Annotated in this window: 14 protein-coding genes; 7 read left to right on the top strand and 7 right to left on the bottom strand. The window is 43.9% G+C overall.

What is annotated here, in order from left to right; genetic code table 11:
* Positions 1 to 70: 70 nt before the first annotated feature.
* Positions 71 to 1960, bottom strand: a complete 1890-nt coding sequence (locus tag JCM16456_RS07935; protein WP_068713705.1) for an Hsp70 family protein — start codon at positions 1958 to 1960, stop codon at positions 71 to 73.
* On the bottom strand, positions 1960 to 2592 hold the full coding sequence (locus JCM16456_RS07930; protein ID WP_068713704.1) for a DUF2760 domain-containing protein: 633 nt from the start codon (positions 2590 to 2592) through the stop codon (positions 1960 to 1962). Before JCM16456_RS07930 ends, JCM16456_RS07935 begins: the two co-directional genes overlap by 1 nt.
* 308 nt (positions 2593 to 2900) lie before the next feature.
* Here JCM16456_RS07930 and JCM16456_RS07925 point away from each other — a divergent pair, with 308 nt between their 5' ends.
* Positions 2901 to 3431: a 3'-5' exonuclease gene (locus JCM16456_RS07925; protein ID WP_068713703.1), complete on the top strand. Its 531-nt coding sequence runs from the start codon at positions 2901 to 2903 to the stop codon at positions 3429 to 3431.
* Positions 3432 to 3672: 241 nt separating this feature from the next.
* On the opposite strand, the gene JCM16456_RS07920 is transcribed toward JCM16456_RS07925, so the two are convergent.
* The 4 genes from JCM16456_RS07920 to JCM16456_RS07905 all read right to left on the bottom strand — a co-directional run bounded on the left by JCM16456_RS07920 (position 3673) and on the right by JCM16456_RS07905 (position 7364).
* On the bottom strand, positions 3673 to 4119 hold the full coding sequence (locus tag JCM16456_RS07920; protein ID WP_068713702.1) for a tellurite resistance TerB family protein: 447 nt from the start codon (positions 4117 to 4119) through the stop codon (positions 3673 to 3675).
* A 108-nt stretch (positions 4120 to 4227) separates the two neighbouring features.
* Positions 4228 to 6162 (bottom strand): alkaline phosphatase D family protein, encoded by a 1935-nt coding sequence (locus JCM16456_RS07915; RefSeq protein ID WP_231894391.1) that lies wholly within the window; start codon positions 6160 to 6162, stop codon positions 4228 to 4230.
* A 31-nt stretch (positions 6163 to 6193) separates the two neighbouring features.
* On the bottom strand, positions 6194 to 6550 hold the full coding sequence (locus JCM16456_RS07910; protein ID WP_068715973.1) for a VC1380 family protein: 357 nt from the start codon (positions 6548 to 6550) through the stop codon (positions 6194 to 6196).
* A 220-nt stretch (positions 6551 to 6770) separates the two neighbouring features.
* Positions 6771 to 7364 carry an FMN-dependent NADH-azoreductase gene (locus JCM16456_RS07905; protein ID WP_068713700.1) on the bottom strand — a complete coding sequence of 198 codons (594 nt, stop codon included), beginning with the start codon at positions 7362 to 7364 and terminating at the stop codon, positions 6771 to 6773.
* A 310-nt stretch (positions 7365 to 7674) separates the two neighbouring features.
* Here JCM16456_RS07905 and hrpA point away from each other — a divergent pair, with 310 nt between their 5' ends.
* A complete protein-coding gene (gene hrpA, locus JCM16456_RS07900; RefSeq protein WP_068713699.1) occupies positions 7675 to 11610 on the top strand; it encodes an ATP-dependent RNA helicase HrpA in 3936 nt (1311 codons plus the stop codon).
* A gap of 114 nt (positions 11611 to 11724) precedes the next feature.
* Positions 11725 to 12201, top strand: coding sequence for an outer membrane beta-barrel protein (locus tag JCM16456_RS07895; protein WP_068713698.1), 477 nt, complete (start codon positions 11725 to 11727; stop codon positions 12199 to 12201).
* 109 nt (positions 12202 to 12310) lie between these two features.
* Here the strand turns inward: JCM16456_RS07895 and JCM16456_RS07890 are convergent, their stop codons facing one another.
* Positions 12311 to 13792 (bottom strand): carboxypeptidase M32, encoded by a 1482-nt coding sequence (locus JCM16456_RS07890; protein ID WP_068713697.1) that lies wholly within the window; start codon positions 13790 to 13792, stop codon positions 12311 to 12313.
* 264 nt (positions 13793 to 14056) lie between these two features.
* Between JCM16456_RS07890 and JCM16456_RS07885 the strand changes: the two genes are divergently transcribed.
* The 4 genes from JCM16456_RS07885 to JCM16456_RS07870 all read left to right on the top strand — a co-directional run bounded on the left by JCM16456_RS07885 (position 14057) and on the right by JCM16456_RS07870 (position 20033).
* Complete coding sequence (locus tag JCM16456_RS07885) at positions 14057 to 14575, top strand: Hcp family type VI secretion system effector (RefSeq protein ID WP_068713696.1); 519 nt, start codon at positions 14057 to 14059, stop codon at positions 14573 to 14575.
* Between the two features lie 143 nt (positions 14576 to 14718).
* Positions 14719 to 17010 (top strand): type VI secretion system Vgr family protein, encoded by a 2292-nt coding sequence (locus tag JCM16456_RS07880; protein WP_068713695.1) that lies wholly within the window; start codon positions 14719 to 14721, stop codon positions 17008 to 17010.
* A 9-nt stretch (positions 17011 to 17019) separates the two neighbouring features.
* Positions 17020 to 19410: a hypothetical protein gene (locus JCM16456_RS07875; protein ID WP_068713694.1), complete on the top strand. Its 2391-nt coding sequence runs from the start codon at positions 17020 to 17022 to the stop codon at positions 19408 to 19410.
* On the top strand, positions 19398 to 20033 hold the full coding sequence (locus JCM16456_RS07870) for a hypothetical protein (protein ID WP_068713693.1): 636 nt from the start codon (positions 19398 to 19400) through the stop codon (positions 20031 to 20033). Before JCM16456_RS07875 ends, JCM16456_RS07870 begins: the two co-directional genes overlap by 13 nt.
* Positions 20034 to 20654: the final 621 nt, after the last annotated feature.

The raw sequence follows: 20654 nt of genomic DNA, 5'->3' as shown, positions 1-20654 counted from the left end.
CTTGCAATATCATTAGGGAATGATATTTAAACAAACGGCGCCTAGAAAGGCGCCGTTAATAGGGCGATGATTATTCGCTGATTGAAGAAGATTCATCAGAATCAGAGTGGCCGTCGCGCACATCAAATTCAACATGCCAACGTTGGCCATTGTCTGCCGCAATCGCGTGCAGTTGCAATGTGCCCAATTCAGTCACTCGTGATTGAAGCGTTACAGGAACAACTTCACCTTCGCGACGACCTTCGCTTACTGGCAGAGTCACTTGAATCTCTGGTAATTCTTCTAGCTCTTGTGGTGTCCAATAATCTAAATGAGTGCCAGCAAGATCATCACGACGAACGGTTGAACCGTAGAATTGGAAATGCACCGGTTGACCAATCACCAAACCAAATTGCTGGCTTGGTACATTGCATTCTGTGCCTTCTTCCATACCAAACGGAGCGACACACAACGCTTCCATTGGCATTGGCATTCCCGGAATGGCGGGCATGGCACTTTCAATACCCACGTAATAAGCGCTTGCAATACCACCTCGAATACGAACGCCTTCGCCTTTGCGCACTGCGCCGTAGTAGGCCGCACCGCACGCAACGGACAGATCAAGGTCTGATCCTTCTAGTAATGTCGCAGATTCGGTTTGTGCATCCGTTAACCATTGGTTGATGGTGTTCAGTAGGCGCTCAGCAAGTAACTCAGACTTGAGCACACCGCCGTTAAGCAATATTTTGTTTGGCTTAATAAACTCAGCCGGTGCGACTGGCATGCCTGGCATGTTGAAGGGCATGCTGTCTTGAGTTTCTTGGCCTTGGGCATTGGCTTGTTTGGTTAAAAACGCAGCGATATGGCGGGTAATACCAGCATCTTGTGCATAAGGCAGACCCATTTGCGTTAGAGCACCGCGCGGTTTCTGCATTGGGTGATCGGTAACGGTCACTTGAGGGAAGAAGCCATCAACGAGAGTTTGTTCCACTTCTTGGCGAGTCAGCTCAGTTTTTAGCGTTGCGCCAAGCAGTTTTGAGCCACGACTTGGTACTACGATTGGCACAGATTCAACATCATTGGCGCTTAATAGGGTTTCTTTTGCATCGCGGCACGCATGGGACATGGCTTGGATTTGCCACGGTTGCAGCTCTTTACCGTCTTGCGCTAACTTCATTTTTAGGCGATAGGCAAGGGCAAGGTCCATGTTGTCACCGCCAAGTAGGATATGTTCACCTACGGCGATGCGATTAAGTACTAAGTTACCGTCTTCTTCGGTCACTTCAACCAAAGATAAATCGGTAGTACCACCACCAATATCGATAACCAGTACCACTTCACCTACGTTGACTTGTTCACGCCACGCATCTTGGGTGTGATCGATCCAGTGGTAAAGCGCAGCTTGAGGTTCTTCAAGCAAGGTAATATTGGTTAGACCGATGTTGTAAGCGGCTTCTGCGGTGAGATCGCGCGCTGCGGGATCAAACGATGCTGGCACAGTAATGGTGACATCTTGCTCTGCTAACGGCGCTTGCGGATTACTGTAATTCCAAGCTTGTTGCAGGTGATCAAGATACAGCTCTGTGGCACGAATTGGCGATACTTTTGCTACGTCTTCAGGGCTGCCTGCCGGCAAGAAGGCTTGGCGACGATTAACACCACCGTGACATAACCAAGATTTCGCACTTGATACCAAGCGAATCGGGGTTTTAGCACCTAGGTTACGCGCAATAGCACCTACAAGCGCTGTTGGTTGGTCGGTCCAAGGCAGACGACGCGAACTTGGCGACATTTCATGTTCGTGTGGCTGATAAAGAAATGAGCCCAGCTGCGGGTAGCTCTCAACGGTGCCTGGTGCACTCATCTGGGCAATGCTCATCACTTCAACGGTTGCGTCTTCTTGCTCTAAATCGAGATAAGAGAGTACGCAGTGAGTGGTACCAAGGTCGATACCCACACTGAATTTTGCTTGTTGATCCATTACAGCTCTACCTCTGCTGGAGCCACGATTGAGGCATCGTATTGCTCAGCCAGTTTTGGCAAGTTTACAGAGTCGGCTTTCCAACCTTTGTGAATCAGTACACCGTTAAATGGTGCTTGGCCGGTGACGTTACCGGTGAGACGAATCGCTTGTGGATCAAAGCCTTCGTCAATTGTGATGCGTGATTCTTCATCTTCTTGACGAATTGGGCTGAGGGTAAAGTAATCATTCAGCACTTTCTTGCCACCAGCATGAATCACACGTGCAGCTGCGCCGACTTCTTCATCGCTAAACTGATTAACGTCTTCTTGTAGAAAGTCGATCAGTCTTGCATCGTGTTGGAACAGAGCCAGCAATTGCAGCGCTGAATCTGTCGGAGCTGTTGCGAGTTTAGATTCAACCTCAACCACTTTTTCTACGACTTTCTCAACTTCAACGACTTTTTCTACTTCGACAATGGTTTCGACTGGCTTTTCAACTTCAACAATTTTTTCCACTGGCTTTTCTATGACTTTCTCAACCACTTTGCCTTTACGGGTCAAAGCGAAGATGAATAGAGCCACGGTAGAAGCAGCAAGCCCTGCGTGCAGCATGTCAAAGGTAGCGGGGATGGTATTTAAATCGAAGGTCATTTGGAATTCTCTAAAAGATCTCTTTCTGCCCGTCGTAATAATACGACTGGTCTCGATAGAATTAAATTACACATAGAATTGCGTCGATCTTACCATAATCAAGTGAAACGAAGTGGAGAAATTCACGAGAACCTGACGAAATTCAGTTGATAGGGTATCTTTTAATCATTTGTTACTCACTATTGTGTATTTACTCGGCATGAAAGCCAGTGGTTAGTATTATTGAGCCAACTCAACATTGGCGATTTGGCTCGTGTCAGGTAACATAACGTGTTTTTTTGTAACGTTGTAAAGGGATGAATTCACCAATGAATCATAACCGTGTTGTATGCTTCGATTTAGAAATGTGCTGTTGGAATGAAAACGGAGTGGGTAGCACGGGAGAAATCATTGAAGTCGGTTTGGCTGAAATCGATTTGGGCAAAGGTGAAATCGTAAAGCGTGCGCAATATTACGTTAAGCCAGATCACGATGAGATTTCGATGTTTTGCGTGGAACTCACCGGAATTACCCCGAGAAAAATCGAGAAGCAAGGTCGACCGATTGCCGAAGTGATTCAATCGATGATCAAAAACTTTGGTGGCTCGAAAAAAATCTATGCTAGCTGGGGAAGAGATGACCTTATTTTTGCCAAAGAGTGTCGTGATAAAGGCATTGATATGCCCTTTAAAGAATTTTTAAATTTAGCGACCTTGTATCGAATTCAGCACCGTTTGAAAGATAAACGCATTGGTCATCGTGCTGCGCAAGAAAACTTAGGTATTGAGTGGGAAGGGCGTCAACATAGTGCTTATGTTGATGCGTATAATCTGGCTAAATTAGCGTTGAAGATTTTGTAATCGGTGTTTTGTTACTACCGACACAAATAGTGTCACTAAAATGACTTGTTACGTTAATTAAAACGACACAGTGGCTCGTTATCGTAACTACATCTCGTCAGAGTGACATTATAATAAAATCCCATTTACTGGCTTTAGCGAAAGTGCACTGATCATGCACTTTCGCTTTTTTTATCTCTATCGATTAAGACGGTATAACCGCTCTATCAAGAGTTGAGCTTTGCGCTTGTTGGGGCAATAATTAGCGCTTCTCTGTTACCATCAATTTTGCGCGAATAAACTCACTGTGGTCAACATACAATAACTCTGCCGCTTTACGGATAACCGCATCTTCTAATGGATCAATCTCACCATCGGCTAACGCTACTTCCCACATTGCTTTAATTAAGTCAAAGCGCGCGCTTTGTGACAACTCTCGTAACTGAGTAGTAAATTCGTATAAAGACGCTGAATGTTTGATTTGTTCATCGGCTTGAATCAGTAGGTCGTTAGCTTGTTGTTCATCAATATTAAGCAGTTTTTGCAATAGCGCATGCTTGGCATGATGCTCTTGCTCACTGATGTCGTGATCGGCCCCTGCCACTTCAGCGAGTAGGCAAGCAATCGCAAAATTCGGGCTCTGTGTTTGTTGGCTAAGGTCGGTTCCCTCGAGAAGCTGTTTAAAGAGAGAATGTAAGGCGTTAAACATAAAACGATACCCTTTTGCTTGGTTAAGTGGACATAGGGTGCTAAAACGTGACCCATTGTTATTTAGATAGAGGCTCCAGACGAATATTGCAATAAGTTTGGCAATATTTTAACGGGATCCTGACCGATTTGCTGCTTTTGTCGCCGGGAAAAATACTTGTGTGCCATCGCTGGCCAAAATGGACACGACATCGGGCGTGCCATCAGGATGCAAGGTGACTTCTCCTATCGCAGCTTGATTGACGAGATGACGTACAGATTTATCTTGTGGGTGACGTTTGCGAATTTTAAGGCGTTTGCGCTTGGTAAACCAGTTAAGTGGTGAGCGCGGCCCGTAGAGTAATCCGTCGGCATAATCACAGTAGGTCAATAATGGCTCTGGAAATTGATTCTTGAACCCGCTGCAGGTGATTTGAAAGATATTCGGACTCGATTTACGAGAGCGCAGTTGAATGTCGTAGGCAAAAGAGTAGTGCACATCCCCCGATAAAATGACGAAATTGGTTGGCGTTCGACTATGGGTAAAAATACTCAGTAAGGTATTGGCACTACCGGGATGGGCCATCCAGTTCTCTGCATCCACCATTAAAGGTTTACCCAGCCAAGTCATGACTCGTTGCAGAGTTTCTATGAATTTCACGCCAAATATCGGAGCAGGTGAAACGATCAGTACCTTATCTTGATTCAAGATTTCCTGTTGAAACTCCATCAATGCTTCCCAGTCCATAAGACCGGAAGGTTTATTCATGTTTGATTCGGAACGCCAGCGTTGGGTGCGCGTATCGAGCACTATCATTTTTGGCGTCGTTTCGGTGGTGTAGTGCCATTTTTCAAACTGATACAGGCCATCAATGAGCGCATTGTGATGCTCTGTGCTCGGATTGGCACAAAATAAGCTCATGGCTTGATGGAAAGTGTCATCAAAGTGGTTGGGTTCGTTTCCCCAGCCTTGAAAAAGCCAGTAACTTAACAGGGCGTTACCAATAATACGCCTTGAAAAAGGGTGCGTTGTGGCTGCATATTCCCAACCGACGGTTAAGTTCCAGTCGTCGGTGACGTCATGGTCATCAAACATCATGTAGGTGGGTAAATGCGCTAGCATTGCTTGTACATCATCTAAGCCAGTAACAAAATCCTGAATGTATTGCCACTCTGTGTCCCACTGTGAGCGCATATGAGCGACTTGTGCTGGGCAGGCGTTAGTACGTTCCAGTAATTGACATTCATGCCATAAGGTTGGCGACCACACCAACAGATACATAGCGACAAATTCAGCAAAACTAATGAGGTGGTTATCTGCATCGGTCGAAGTGAAAATGTCGACTTGCTGTTTTTGACGCAGCAAGGTTCGCCCTATAAATGAACGAGCAAGTGGTGTTTGGGATGTATCAAACTGAGGTAATAACTGGTCACGGCCATAGTAGCAATGTGGGCTGGCGTAGAGTGTTTGACTGTTAGTGACAGGGGCTTCACTAAACTCTTCATCATATAGGCCTAGGCATTCAATGATGTGGTGAATGGCAGCAAGTAATGGCCCAGCTACGTGATCGGCGTAGATTTGGTCGCCACTCATCATCAGTAGATGGGGGCGCTGCTCTATGGATTGCTGTGCCACCTTACGACTTGCCGTAGCTAACGCATCTTTACAAGGATCGCCAGGATTTCGACAAGAGCCATGCATGACGTAGTTAGCCTCACCAGAGAGGTGAACTGATAACGCCGTTTCGTCTTGGTAGATTAGCTGGGGGTAGAGGTCGATTAAGTTGCCATAGGGAGTGTCGATTTGATACTGATAGATGCCAGTCGAGAATTTACCACGCAACTCTATGAGGGCCACCCAAGCGTGAGTGCCGACTTGATATTGGGTAACGGACGAAAGGTCGAGCGTTTTATTGTCGCCGTTTTGGGGATTCCACCAATGAAATTGTCCTTGCAGTGGTTCGCGCGTTACCAACCAGATGGCGACCTGTTGTTGCGTACATTTTCTAACAATGGGGCCAGCCAACAAGAATGGTAAAGATTGATTGGTCTCTGGGGACAACACTTCCTCCCTAGCGGTGAGGGCCTAGAATCGGTTAGTCATCTTCATCTAGCACAGCACCTAACATTTCAATAAACTCAGAACTTGAACGTTCATGAGCAACTATCATTAATGCTAATAGTGCCTCAGTTTTAGCGTGTTGTCCGCTATCTTCATGTAATATTTGCGCAATTTGTTGGCGAATAAGGTCCATTTCGTGTTCAACAAACCCCCGGCCTTCTTCGTCGCCTTGGTCTTCTTCTGGGGCGTTATCAAAGTCAAGGAACACATATTCTTCATGGTGAGTCGCATTGACCAATTGTTCAGGCAGCCACCATTCTCCCGTTACCAATTCTGGGTCTTGGTCAGATGGAATGGTATTTAAAATCATTTTAAGTTCAGAGGCTTTCACATTATTGGGCTTACTTAATAAGAGAAGACACATTGTATCGACTTTAACTCAATAAACATAAGCTCTAATCGTTCATTTGAGCAAACTTTGCGTGATAAATTCTACAAAATAGGTAACGGTGGCGAAAATATCGGCAATGTATAGGAAGAATCTGATAAAAAAAGAGCCATCCGAAGATGACTCTTAACCATAAGCGTGTTGAGCTTACTAATTCGGCTGATTATAACGCGATAGAGTTAAGTTGTTGTTTCGCGGTATCAAGGCCTTTCTCTTTGTTTTCGTCGCCCATGTTTAGCGCTTCTGCGTAAGCAAATTCAACGTCAGTGACACCAATAAAACCTAGGATGGTTTTTAGGTAAGAAGTGACGATATCTTGAGGTGCATCTTTGTGGATGCCGCCGCGAGTTGTGATAACAACCGCTTTTTTACCTTCAATCAGGCCTTGAACACCGTTTTCAGTGTATTTAAAGGTTACACCTGCACGAGCGATTAGGTCGAACCAGTTTTTCAATTGAGTTGGAATTGTGAAGTTGTACATAGGCGCTGCGATAACCACAGTGTCTGCTGCTTTAAGCTCTTCAATTAGCGTGTTTGATAGATCAACAATCGCTTGTTGATCAGCAGCCAATTCACCTGTTGCTGCTGCGCCGAAAGCACCAATAACAGAACCGTCTAGAACAGGAAGTGGATTTGCAGCCAAATCACGCACTGTTAATTGTTCTTGGTCGAATTTTGCGATGTATTCATCAAGAAGTTTGCTTGATTGTGAGTAGTCACCAAGGATGCTTGATTTAAGTGCAAGTACGCGAGACATAGAGAGTTTCCTTATCCGTTGAATGGGGTCTTGTTCGATAGGTTCATATTAGCGGTCTGTTAGCAGGAGCTTAAGTAGGTAAAGTTGCTTAACTTGTTCAAAAAAATCGAATGAATACGAACAATGGGCATTTGTGACTAATGAAATCAGTTAACCCTCAGAAAGTAGGTAAGAAAATGTAATTCACAGGTACAAGAGACAAATTTTAATGGCGCTTTCATGGTGTGAACCTTACTAGGGTGGTTCTGCTCGTTTCAGTCTGTGTTACAATCCGCGCAGTATTTTAAGATAAGAAACAATAGGAAACGCTTTGACTCAATCTCAGGTCAACTCAGGCTCTCCTGCGAAAGCGCAGGAAAACAGTGCTGGTGCACTGAAAAAAGCATTAAACCAATGTTTGATTAAAGACCGTTTTCGCCTAAACAAACGCATCAGCGGAGCCAGTAAAATTAAAAACGACAAAGCTCGCCATGCTGTGTTTGACGAAATCGCTCTGGATATTGCGCAATCTATGCTGGTTGTAGAGCAGCGTCAGGAACGTCAAGTGAAGCTTGCTTATCCTGAATTGTTGCCGGTCAGCCAGAAAAAAGACGACATCGCCAAAGCCATTGAATCGCACCAAGTGGTGATTGTGGCAGGGGAAACGGGTTCAGGTAAAACAACCCAGTTACCGAAAATTTGTGCAGAATTAGGCCGGGGTAAATACGGTTTGATTGGCCATACTCAGCCTCGTCGTTTGGCTGCCCGTTCGGTTGCCAATCGTATTGCTGAAGAGATGGAAACGACCCTTGGGGATTTTGTTGGTTATAAAGTGCGCTTTAGTGATCAGGTGTCTGATCAAACTCAAGTGAAATTGATGACCGACGGTATTTTGCTGGCGGAAATTCAAAATGACCGTTACCTCAATCAGTACGACACGATCATTATCGATGAAGCCCACGAACGTAGCCTCAATATCGATTTTATTTTGGGGTATTTAAAACAGTTATTGCCGCGTCGTCCTGATCTCAAAGTGATCATCACGTCGGCAACGATTGACCCTGAACGTTTCTCTAAGCACTTTAATGATGCTCCGATTATTGAAGTGTCTGGTCGTACGTATCCTGTGGAAACCCGCTATCGTCCATTGGGTGGTACGGAAGATTCTGAAAGCGACCATGATCAACTGGAAGGCATTGTTCAAGCGGTACATGAGCTTTGTGATGAAGGATTAGGCGATATTTTGGTGTTTATGAGTGGTGAGCGAGAAATTCGCGACACTGCGGATGTTCTCACCAAATTGAAATTGCGTGATACCGAAGTGGTGCCACTCTATGCGCGTTTATCGGCAGGGGAACAGAATAAAATATTCCAACCGCATGCTGGGCGTCGCATTGTTCTGTCAACGAACGTGGCGGAAACGTCGTTAACCGTACCGGGTATCAAGTACGTTATTGACCCTGGTACCGCGCGTATTAGCCGCTACAGTTACCGTACTAAAGTACAGCGTTTGCCGATCGAAGCCGTTTCTCAAGCCAGTGCTAACCAGCGTAAAGGTCGTTGTGGTCGTGTGGAAGCGGGTATCTGTATTCGTCTTTATTCAGAAGAAGACTTCAACTCACGTCCAGAATTTACCGATCCAGAAATTCTGCGCACTAACTTAGCGTCGGTTATTTTACAAATGACCTCGCTGGGGCTGGGCGATATTGAAGCGTTCCCGTTTGTTGAGGCGCCAGATAAGCGCAACATCCAAGATGGTGTGCGCCTACTGGAAGAACTTGGTGCCATTGATGAAAAAACCAAAGCAGGGAGCAAAGTCAAAGTGCTCACCGCGATGGGTCGTCAACTGGCTAACCTGCCTGTTGACCCCCGCTTGGCTCGCATGGTACTTGAAGCACCAAAACTGGGGTGTTTAAAAGAGGTAATGATCATTGCGTCGGCACTGTCGATTCAAGACCCTCGAGAACGCCCAAGCGACAAAAAGCAGTCGTCCGATGATAAGCATCGCCGCTTCTTCCATGAAGACTCCGATTTCTTAACCTTTGTTAACTTGTGGGATTACCTGCAGAAAAAACAAAAAGAGTTGAGTAACAACCAGTTCCGTCGTCATGTAAAAGAAGAATACATGAACTATTTGCGTATTCGCGAATGGCAAGACGTTTACACGCAATTGCACCAAGCGATGCGCGAGATGAATTTCAAACTGAATTCGGAACCGGGTAGCTACCAAGGTGTGCATACTGCGATTTTGACCGGTTTGCTCTCGCATATCGGCTTAAAAGATCAGGAAAAGAACGATTACCAAGGCGCGCGTAATGCTCGTTTTAACATCTTTCCTGCCTCTAGTTTGTTTAAAAAGCAGCCTAAATGGGTGATGTCTGCCGAGTTGGTGGAAACTTCAAAATTGTGGGCTCGCGTGGTGGCGAAAATCCAACCTGAATGGATTGAACCTTTGGCTGGGCACCTTATCAAGCGCAGTCATAGTGAGCCGCATTGGTCGAAAAAACGTGCTGCCGTGATGGCGTATGAGAAAGTGATGCTGTTTGGTATTCCGATTGTCGCAAAACGTTTGGTTAACTACGGCAATATTGACCCAGTGGTGAGCCGTGAAATCTTTATCCGCAGTGCGCTGGTTGAAGGGGATTGGGACAACAAACACGACTTCTTCAAACAAAACCGCGCGTTGCTGCATGAGGTGGAAGAGTTAGAACATAAATCTCGTCGCCGTGACATTTTGGTCGATGATGAAGAGCTGTATCAGTTCTATGATCAACGTGTTGGGACGGATGTGGTTTCTGGGCGTCACTTTGATACGTGGTGGAAGAAGGCGAGTCAAAAACAGCCTGATTTGCTGTCGTTTGAAAAAGAGATGTTGTTAAAAGGGGATGCCAGCCACATTACGGATTTGGACTACCCTAATTTCTGGTATCAGAACGGTATTAAGCTCAAGCTCACCTATCAATTTGAACCGGGTGAAGATAGTGACGGTGTCACTGTACATATTCCGCTGCCTATCCTTAACCAAATCGAACCTGCTGGGTTTGATTGGCAGATTCCGGGGTTACGCCAAGAGTTGGTGATGAGTTTGATTAAGTCACTACCGAAAACTTTGCGTAAAAACTTTGTGCCAGCGCCGAACTACGCGGAAGCCTTTTTATCGCGCGCGACACCAATGGAGTTGCCGTTGCTCGATTCGTTAGAAAAAGAGCTGCGTCGTATGAGCGGTGTGGAAATCTTACGTGACGATTGGAAATGGGACCAAGTGCCGGAGCACCTAAAAGTGACCTTCCGCGCGACGGACCATAAACAACGCAAGATCAAAGAGAACAAAGACCTCTATGCGTTAAAAGAGAGCTTGAAAGAGCAAGTGCAAGAGACGCTGTCAAAAGTCGCTGATGACGATATTGAGCATAAAGACCTGCACACATGGTCGTTTGGTGAGTTACCACAAGTGTATCAACAAAAACGCAGTGGCTTTGAAGTGCGTGCTTATCCTGCTTTGGTTGACAATAAAGACAGTGTGGAAATTAAGCTGTTTGAAACCGAGCAAGAGCAAATTCAAGCGATGCGCCAAGGTCAACGTCGATTGATTTTACTGAACGTACCATCGCCAATTAAATATTTGCACTCGAACTTGCCAAACAAGTCGAAATTAGGTTTGTACTTTAACCCTTACGGTAAAGTGTTGGACTTGATTGACGACTGTATCGCTTGTGGGGTGGACAAGCTGGTGGAACAGCATGGTGGTTTGGCGTGGCAACCGGAATCTTTTGATGCGTTGAAAGAGTACGTCCGTGCAGAACTCGGTGACACCGTGGTAGACATCGCTAAGCAGGTGGAAACCATCTTGACCACCGCATTTAACATTAATAAGCGTTTGAAAGGCAAAATCGATTTCACGATGGCGTTTGCGCTTTCGGATGTAAAAGCACAGATCGAAGGTCTCATTTTTAAAGGCTTCGCCACCGAGTGCGGTTGGAAACGTTTACCAGATATTCTACGCTATATGAAAGCGATAGAGAGACGAATGGAAAAACTGCCAATTGATCCCAATAAAGACCGTTTACACATGCTAAAAATTGAGTCTGTAGCGAATGACTATAAAGAGTTGCTCAATAAAATTCCGAAGGGAATGGCAGTTCCTGACAAAGTGAAAGAGATTCGCTGGATGTTGGAAGAGCTACGAGTCAGTTATTTTGCTCAACAATTAGGCACTCCTTATCCAGTATCGGATAAACGAGTTAAGAATGCGATTGATGAATGTTAGTGAATTGTAGGTATAGTATTTGCATCTAACTGACATATCACTATAATTTGGCGCTACTTGCGGCAAGGGATGGCCGTTTACTTCCCTTGCTGTACAACTGAGAGAAGGTTAATCATGAAAAAGACGTTATTAGCATTGGCACTGATCGGTGCTTCATCAACTGCATTTGCCGATTCATGGATTTACGGCGGCGCATCGGTAGGTAGTGTTGACCTAGAAGGTAACTCTGGTACTGCATACAACGTACATGTGGGTACTGGTCTTTTGCCTATTATTGGTGTTGAAGCTGGTTACAACAAGTTTCAAGATATTGACGACATGGGCAATACGAAGATCGATGATACCTATGTTGCGCTAAAACCAAGCATTAACCTTGGGCCTCTTCAGGTTTATGGTAAAGCGGGTTTGCATCGTTGGGATGCGTCATACAACAATGGCACGAGTGATGATGGTTACGACACTATGTATGGCGTAGGCGCGGATTACGCTGTGTTTGGCCCTGTTTCTGTTGGCGCTAACTTCATGAACTATGTGATCGATGGTGACAACGCGAAAACTTACTCGCTTACCGTTTCTATCAACCTTCTATAAGCTGACGTGATTTAAAGCGTTAGATAAAAATAGCCGATATTGTTCGGCTATTTTTTTGTCTTAATTTCAATCTGTTATGGGTGATATACCGGCAATCGCGTTCAACGGCTTAAAGATAGCGCGTTGCTAAATGCTGTTTAAAGAATTGCGGATTTAATGTCTCGCCGGTTGCGCTTGTCAAAATTTCATTGGTGGTGAGTAAGCTACCTTTGCTCCAAATATTCTCAGATAACCAAGCGAAGATAGGGGATAAATCACCGCTATCTAACACGCTATCGACATCGATGGTTTTACGCATTGATGCCATAAACTGGGCTGCATACATCGCACCAAGTGTGTAGCTTGGGAAGTAACCGAAGCTGCCATCGGTCCAATGGATATCTTGCATACAACCTTGGCGATCATTACCTTGGGTTGAAAGACCCAAATAGGCCTGCATTTTGTTATTCCACAACTCTGGGACATCTTTATAAGAAATAGCGCCATTCATTAAGTCACGCTCAATTTCGTAACGCAAAATGACGTGCGCAGGGTAGGTGAGTTCATCGGCATCGACGCGGATAAAATCTTTTTTCACTCGAGTGTAGAGTTTTTGCAGGTTTTCGACTGAAAATAGCCCCGGCGTTGCATCGGCAAAGCGGCCCGAGGTAAGCCCAGCAAGATGCTGAATGAAGTGTGGGTTGCGACCTAACTGCATTTCAAAAAACAGCGATTGAGATTCATGAATCCCCATCGAACGAGCTTCTCCAGCGCGAGTGCCAGCTAGCGCGCGAGGAAGACCTTGTTCGTAGCGGGCATGACCGGTTTCATGCACAATGCCCATAATGGACTGCACAAACTCTTTTTCATCGTAACGGGTTGTAATGCGCACGTCGGTCGGCACGCCACCACAGAAGGGGTGAACGCTTTCATCAAGGCGGCCATGGTCAAAGTCAAACTGCAGCAACTTCATCACTTCTTGACCAAGGGCTTTTTGGGTTTGTGCTGGATAAATTCCCGTTGGTTGAATAACCTTGTCTGTCGCTTGTTTTGCTATTGCTTGGTCAATCATTTGTGGTAGCCAGGATTTCACATCATCGAACACAACATCCAATGATGCGCTGGTGGTGCCCGGTTCGTAGAGGTTTAGCATGGCATCATAAGGCGTTAAACCGCTCACATCCGCACGGCGTTGTGCCTCTTCTTGGGATAAGGCGACCACCTCTTGCCAGTTTTTTGCAAAGCCTGCCCAATCATTGTCAGTGCGCTGCTTGCGCCAGGCGTGCTCACATTTAGACCCGGCTAGGGATTTCGCCTCGACAAATTCGTCAGGTAGAACAGTCGCTTGCTGCCACTGCTGTTTCATTTCGCGTAAAATCGCTTGTTGCGTTGAGTCAAGAGATTCGTCTTGAGCTGCATCAAACCAGTCGCCCAATTGTGGCTGAGTCATCAGCTGATGAATATGAACAGAGAGTTCAGCCATCGCTTCGCCACGGGCTTCTGCGCCACCAGATGGCATGACCGAGGCTTGGTCCCAACTTGAGATGGAATAAAGATGCTGGAAATGGGAAACTTTTTTGGAATGCTTAACCAGTTTTTCAAATGCACTCATAGACTTGACCTATAAAAGAAAGGATAAGAGAACTCGATAGTAGCAAATCGATGTACAAGACACCATTGAGCAAAGCGTTTGATTGAACTTAACTTTGCCCGCTGAGCAAGTTTTTGCTCAGGCACGGGCAGTTTGTTGCTTTATTTGCAAGTAGCTATATATAACCTATTGAATTTATTAATGGTGATTGTTGGCATTGACCTTGCTCTATACATAACAACAAGCGCAAAGCGCTATTACAAACAACGTTAGAAGGAATTTATAATGCCAACTCCATGTTACATCTCAATTGAAGGTCAAACTCAAGGTCTTATCACTGCTGGTGCATGTACTTCAGATTCAATTGGTGACTCATACGTTGAAGGTCATGAAGACGAAATGCTGGTTCAACAATTCGACCACATCATCACAGTACCAACTGACCCTCAATCTGGTCAGCCTTCAGGCCAACGTGTACACAAACCTTTCAAATTTACAGTAACTTTGAACAAAGCTGTTCCTCTTCTGTACAACGCACTTGCTGCTGGTGAGAAAATGTCGAGCGTTGAATTGAAATGGTACCGTACTTCAATCGAAGGTAAACAAGAAAACTTCTTTACTACAAAATTGGAAAACGCGTCTATCGTTGACATCGAATGTGAAATGCCACACTGTCAAGATCCAGCGAAATCTGATTTTACTCAAAACCTTACTGTATCTATGACATACCGTAAGATCACTTGGGATCACGTTAACGCAGGTACATCAGGTGCTGATGACTGGCGTAAACCAGTTGAAGCGTAATCACGTTTCGACACTATCGCCCACTACGGTGGGCGATACATTAAACCTTAAGCACAGGGCATCAGCGCCGAAATGAGCCGATGTTTTGTGCTTAAGGTTTTGACGTATATATAAAATATAAAAATATTATAGGAACGGTCAGGATGGCGACGTTAAGTTACAAAATAAAAGTCGATGGCTTAGAAGACGATCTCTTAGTGGTTCACGGTTTTGATGGCCATGAGTCGGTGTCAGATAGTGTATTTCAAGGGGAGCCTTGCTACGGTTTTCGTTACATTATTGAGTTAGCTAGCCGACAATCGAATATCACCGCTGAACAAATTGTTGATCGCGGCGCAGAGTTAACTCTCTATCGCGATGGTGAACTGGTACGCAGAGTCAATGGTATTGTCCGTAGTTTTACTCAGGGCGATATTGGTCATCATTTCAGTTTTTACTCGTTAACTCTGGTGCCTTCGTTAGAGCGACTTGCTCTGCGCCAAAATAGTCGTATTTTCCAACAATTGACCGTTCCCGAAATCATCTCTGTTTTATTGCAGGAGATGAAAATCACCAACTTTGCTTTTGCTGTAGCAAGAGAGTGCGCTAAGCGTGAATTTTGCGTGCAATATCGAGAAACAGATTTGGATTTTCTGCACCGTATCGCCGCTGAAGAAGGGCTGGTATACGGTTTTGTGCATGAAAAAAACAAACACACCTTGCTGTTTACAGATAAAACAGAAAGTTTTACCTATGTGAGTGAGAGTGTGCCTTACAACGCATTATCTGGTGGCGCTTCCGATACGCAGTACATTAGCGAGTTATTTGCGGATAGCCAATTTGAAGTGACGACCGCTGCGGCGCAAGATTACAGTTTTAAAAAGCCAACTTACAGCTTTGCCCAGACTGCAGAAGCGGTAGATGCCGACTATCAACTGACTCAATATGAGCATTTTGATGCCCCCGGACGTTTCAAAGATGATATCAATGGTAAAGCGTATAACGATATTCGTTTATCCTACCTGCGCCGTGAAGCGAAAACATGGCATGGCAAGGGCGACCACATGGCGATGGCAGGGGCGATGCAGTTTAGTTTGGAAGACCATCTTAACGATGAGTTTAACCAAGACTATCTGATTGTGAGATTCAACTGCCAAGGTCAACAACCCCAAGCGCTGGAAGAAGAGGCGGGCAGTGGCGGAACCACTTACGCGAATCAATTTGAATTGATCCCAAGCACGCAGCTTTGGCAGGCAACGCCACAACCCAAACCCCAAGTTGATGGCCCTATGATTGCGGTTGTTGTTGGACCGGACGGCGAAGAAATTTTTTGTGATGAACATGGCCGCGTAAAATTGCATTTCCCTTGGGACCGCTACTCAAACAGTGACGATTTAAGTTCCTGTTGGGTACGCGTTGCGCAAGGTTGGGCTGGTAGCCAATACGGTATGGTAGCTGTGCCTCGAATTGGTCACGAAGTTATCGTAACTTTCCTTAATGGCGACCCAGACCAGCCGATTGTGACTGGCGGAACTTACAACGCAAACAACATCGCGCCGTATGTTTTACCGGATAACAAGACAAAAACTGTGATCCGCACCGAAAGCCATCAAGGTGAAGGTTACAATGAGCTGAGTTTTGAGGATCAATCAGAGCAGGAAAAAATCTACCTGCATGCGCAGAAAGATTATGATGGAATTGTGGAGAACGATCACAACCGTTTGATTCACCATGATAAACATCTCACCATAGATAAAAAACATTTCACCAAAATTAATCGTAACCGCCACACGACAGTTTCGGGAGAAAGCCGCACTGGCGTGAAGGGTAATCGTACATTAAAGGTGGATGGTGAACTGCACATCAAAGCAGGCAAAGTGTGGGTAAACCAATCCACCACAGAGATACACATTAAAGCAGGCCAAAAAGTGGTCATCGAAGCTGGCTCGGAAATTACCGTGACGGCCGGCGGTAGCTTTGTCAAAGTCGACCCAGCAGGCGTTCACCTTTCAGGTGCAGGCGTGAACCTCAACTCAGGCGGCAGCGCAGGAAGTGGCACGGCGTATAGTGGGTTGGCGGCGCTTCTTCCGAATAAATTAACCAGTGATATTGCCGTTTCTGAGATAGTTAATGGCGAAGTTACAGCAACCAAAACAACAACTGACGGTGTTGTTACTGAGGGGACTGCTGAAGATGTTACGATGCCGGAGGCGCCAATTGCTGGTTCTACCAGCACAAGCACAGCGTCAAGCGCAACATCAACCACGACGGCAAGCACTGTGTCGACTGCATCTACTTCTGCTGCTCAAATGGCCAATACAAACAGTAGTAGTGCTTCGGCTACTTCCACTGCAACAAACGTTGCTAACAATACTACTCAATCAGCTACAGAGTCAGAAACAAGTGAGAAAGAGTCTACAGCGGCTCAAGGTTTTAATTACATCTTCTCTGCCTAAGGTTTTATCATGAAATTTGTATTCCCTATTCAAACATCAAACGGCAAAGAATTTGCTAATGCGAAAGAATTCGAAAAAATACTCAAACAAGAGACAATAGGTCAGTATGGATTTAATCCAAGCCATTCAACTTTTCATGGTGGTGTGCATTTTACGAAAAAGAATGCACCATGGGTCAGAAATCAATACCCTATACGGGCTATAGCAGATGGAAAAATTGTAGCCTGTCGTTTGAATTATGATTATCCCGAGACGACTTATGATGGTCGAACTCTGCCGTTCAGTAATGATTTTTGCTTGATTGAGCATAAATTTGATTACAAAGATGAGAGTGACCAAAATAAAACGTTTATTTTTTATAGTCTTTACATGCACTTGGCTGCGCTAGGTGATAAAAAGTCAGAAGTTGAAGAAGAGCCTGTTCAGCATGTCTTAGCGCAGAGTTGGTTTGGACGGGTGCAGCCAAAAATTGAGAATGCTGACAATACGTTTATTAAGTTGAAGAAAGGTACTGTACTTATCTTGGATGAAGAAACAGAGCCAAGAGAGTTCGACAATGGTAGTCAAACGTTAACCTTTAGAAAATACACAGTAAAAGACAATTGTGGCTTAGTTAAAAGTTTATCGATGGTAGGGACAAACTTGTGGCTGGCAGACGACCCCACACCATCAGAGCAAAATCCACAATTTATTGTGAAAGGTGGCCCAGTAGAAAATGCTCCAGAGCCAACGTGGTTTTATCAAAAATTGACGGCTGAAGTCATTGCTGATGACTATATTAATGTTCGTTCTGACCCAAGTACTAATGGGGAAGCGGGTGAGATAATTGGTCGCGCTATGACGGGTTGTACTCTAACGTTAGAACGAAAAAGAGCACTAAAGTTTTATACCATTAATGGCCAAAAATATTTGATGGCTAAATGTGAGTTTAAAAACGACAAGGCATTTAAAAATGATGCAGCCAACTCTCCAATAACATTAGGCTGGATCGCAATAACGAATGACAATATTAAGATCACGGGTAAAACAGATGCGTTGGATTTTAATAATGATGCGAATCCAGTAACGGAAACTTCTATTTCGATTAGGGCGGGTGAACCAATTGGTTATCTTGGCCGTTTCGATGTGTTAGAGAATGATTCTGAGAAGGGTTACGCTGTCACCACTCGTTATCAGTTGCATCACGAACTTATGTCTTTAGAAAAACCACCACAAGCGTTCTTAAAGGCATACTACGGAGACGAAAAAGCAGAGTCTCTTCAGTTTGCTTCTGACAATGAATCGCATGGTTACTTACTTGAAAATGGATTGAGCGACTTCTTTCGAAATCTCGCATTATGTGCAAAAAGATCCGAAGTGCCATGTGAGGAACGAGAGGGCATTACGGTAGAAGATGAACAAGTGTTGTCCGTATTAACTCCTGAAGCTGCCAGCCAGTTAACCGTAGTGCAGCACACTAGCGAGTGGTACCACAAATCGGACACCAGTTTCTTATTTAAGGAGCTGGACAGAATTTTTGGAGTGAATGATCGTCTACAGCACGAAAAAGACCGTGCAGATCAGCTCGCTTGGATGCAGAATACGTCAATATTTAGTGATAGTTCAGCGGTTTGGAACTGGTGGCCAGTATTTTATTCAAAAAATTGTATTCCATTAATAAAGGCTAAAGAAATCGCGCTTAAAGTTAGTGCAGGATTTGAAGGAAAGGAGCCTAGCTATAGAACATTAGCTGGCAATTTTGATGGTGCAGGAATGTCATGGGGGATAATTCAATACAATTTTGGTCAAAATACTTTAGGCCCATTACTTAGAAAAATGAAATTGAAAGACCTAGAACAATTTAATGGGTGTTTTGATAAAGAAGAAGATCTTGCTTCATTAAATAAGGTGCTAAACTCATCTATTACAGAACAAATAAACTGGGCAATAGATATGCAAAATAATAAACGTGAACGGTGGGTGAAGATATTTAACAATTTATCCGAAGTGGAACTGTTTAATAGACTACAATTAGAAGGGATTGAAAAATATTCAGACTCAGCAATAAGTGCGATTGAGTGGATGAGAGATCAGCTTCCTAAACTGTTTGAACGCGTTGAGTTAGTTACTTTTGTAGCGTTATTTGATTTATCTGTTCAGCAAGGTAGTATAAATAAATCAAAGCAAGTTATTATGGAGAGAATATCAGAGCGAGAGCCAAAAACTCAAAAAGAATTTTTGGAAATTGTTGTATCTGAAAGAGGGAAAAGTGCTTCCACTCGATGGAGAGCTGATTGTTTAAGCAGACGACTATCTATTCTTAACAAAAAAGTAACTAAGATCATAGAAAGTGGATATACTTCTATGCATGAAAATAAAAACTTAGGATTAATAGTAGAAGGTAATATATGCGATTTTTAATTTTCTTTGTTGTTGCAATTATGTCACAAAAAATTTACGCAAATGGAGTTGATATTCAAAGTAAATGTAGTGATTATGATGGCAGTTATAGTGCTAATTTCGAAAATGGTTTTTTCTTAGAGTGTGTCGATAATAGTACGATGCAAAGCAATAAGTTTGTCATCAAGGATAATAATGGTATTGATTATCAAATTGATGATGCAGCAAAAATTGTTATTAACGATCAGATCCTAGCGGCTAAAACAGAAGGCGTAATAAATTATCTTATAAGTAGCACAAAGGATTGTAAAAATACCACCTACCAAAGGGATTACTATTATGTATATTCAAGAATACCAAATGGAAATGGTTATTGTTATGCTCTAGATGGTAAATTTAGAAAATTAGAACATATAAATATAACTGGCTATTTAAATTTACAAATTTCAGCTAAGATAAAAAATAATAAAGAATATTTATATAATCGGGAAAATGGAATTTTTATAAAAAGTGGAATGTATTTAATCAATGGTGATTCGGTGATTATTAATGAAGAGGTTGGTGATTGGTTGAATATTACATTTTCAGGCAAGAAAACAATCACCAGTTGGATTCATAAAACTGCTATTAAGCTTGGTAATTGATTACATTTTTAATAAGCTTACGTGTCAGGGTCGTTCATGTTATTTACGCAGGGAAACCGCATGAACATCCTTGATTTTAAAGGGCTGAACTAAGGACAGAATTCTTTATATCACCTCGATTTTCATTGACCTTTCTCCCATGTTTTTACATTTACAAAGGATCGATTTGTAGATCATTTTCATTGTTTTCTAATGGTTTCGTATTAAAAAACGGAGCCTTTTCATGACCAGTTTAGCGAATCCATTTATACATTTTTAAGCGGGTATACAGTGGCAAGATTGGTGGGTTTACTCAATCCGAAAAAATTCCCATCGGCCTTTATTAATTGGATGAAAGACTGTCATGAGCTAACGAAAGGTGGCATCCAGCGCAAGAGAATGCGCTGCGCGATGGATGAAAATTACTTAAGTAAGGTTCTCGGAAGCGTTGAATGACGGGGATGTTCATGCGGTTTCCGTGACTCTTACATTCCAGGCCGTTGGGATAAGGCTAATTAGGTGACGATAGAAGGCTCAATTTTTTGCATCTAAAAATAACGGAAGAGGTTCATCCGGTTTTATATTCAGAAATTTTTTGTCTGCTTTATATGGTCATAATATGATTTCATCACTCTGCGTCTG

Source organism: Vibrio tritonius (genome assembly GCF_001547935.1).
Taxonomy (GTDB): Bacteria; Pseudomonadota; Gammaproteobacteria; order Enterobacterales; family Vibrionaceae; genus Vibrio; species Vibrio tritonius.
This window is presented reverse-complemented; position numbering and strand designations above follow the sequence as displayed.

Excerpts from the sequence above, each read along its gene's own strand:
- JCM16456_RS07935 (WP_068713705.1), bottom strand. The coding sequence starts at position 1,960 with ATGGATCAACAAGCAAAATTCAGTGTGGGTATCGACCTTGGTACCACT.
- JCM16456_RS07930 (WP_068713704.1), bottom strand. The coding sequence starts at position 2,592 with ATGACCTTCGATTTAAATACCATCCCCGCTACCTTTGACATGCTGCAC.
- JCM16456_RS07925 (WP_068713703.1), top strand. The coding sequence starts at position 2,901 with ATGAATCATAACCGTGTTGTATGCTTCGATTTAGAAATGTGCTGTTGG.
- JCM16456_RS07920 (WP_068713702.1), bottom strand. The coding sequence starts at position 4,119 with ATGTTTAACGCCTTACATTCTCTCTTTAAACAGCTTCTCGAGGGAACC.
- JCM16456_RS07905 (WP_068713700.1), bottom strand. The coding sequence starts at position 7,364 with ATGTCTCGCGTACTTGCACTTAAATCAAGCATCCTTGGTGACTACTCA.
- JCM16456_RS07895 (WP_068713698.1), top strand. The coding sequence starts at position 11,725 with ATGAAAAAGACGTTATTAGCATTGGCACTGATCGGTGCTTCATCAACT.
- JCM16456_RS07890 (WP_068713697.1), bottom strand. The coding sequence starts at position 13,792 with ATGAGTGCATTTGAAAAACTGGTTAAGCATTCCAAAAAAGTTTCCCAT.
- JCM16456_RS07885 (WP_068713696.1), top strand. The coding sequence starts at position 14,057 with ATGCCAACTCCATGTTACATCTCAATTGAAGGTCAAACTCAAGGTCTT.
- JCM16456_RS07880 (WP_068713695.1), top strand. The coding sequence starts at position 14,719 with ATGGCGACGTTAAGTTACAAAATAAAAGTCGATGGCTTAGAAGACGAT.
- JCM16456_RS07875 (WP_068713694.1), top strand. The coding sequence starts at position 17,020 with ATGAAATTTGTATTCCCTATTCAAACATCAAACGGCAAAGAATTTGCT.
- JCM16456_RS07870 (WP_068713693.1), top strand. The coding sequence starts at position 19,398 with ATGCGATTTTTAATTTTCTTTGTTGTTGCAATTATGTCACAAAAAATT.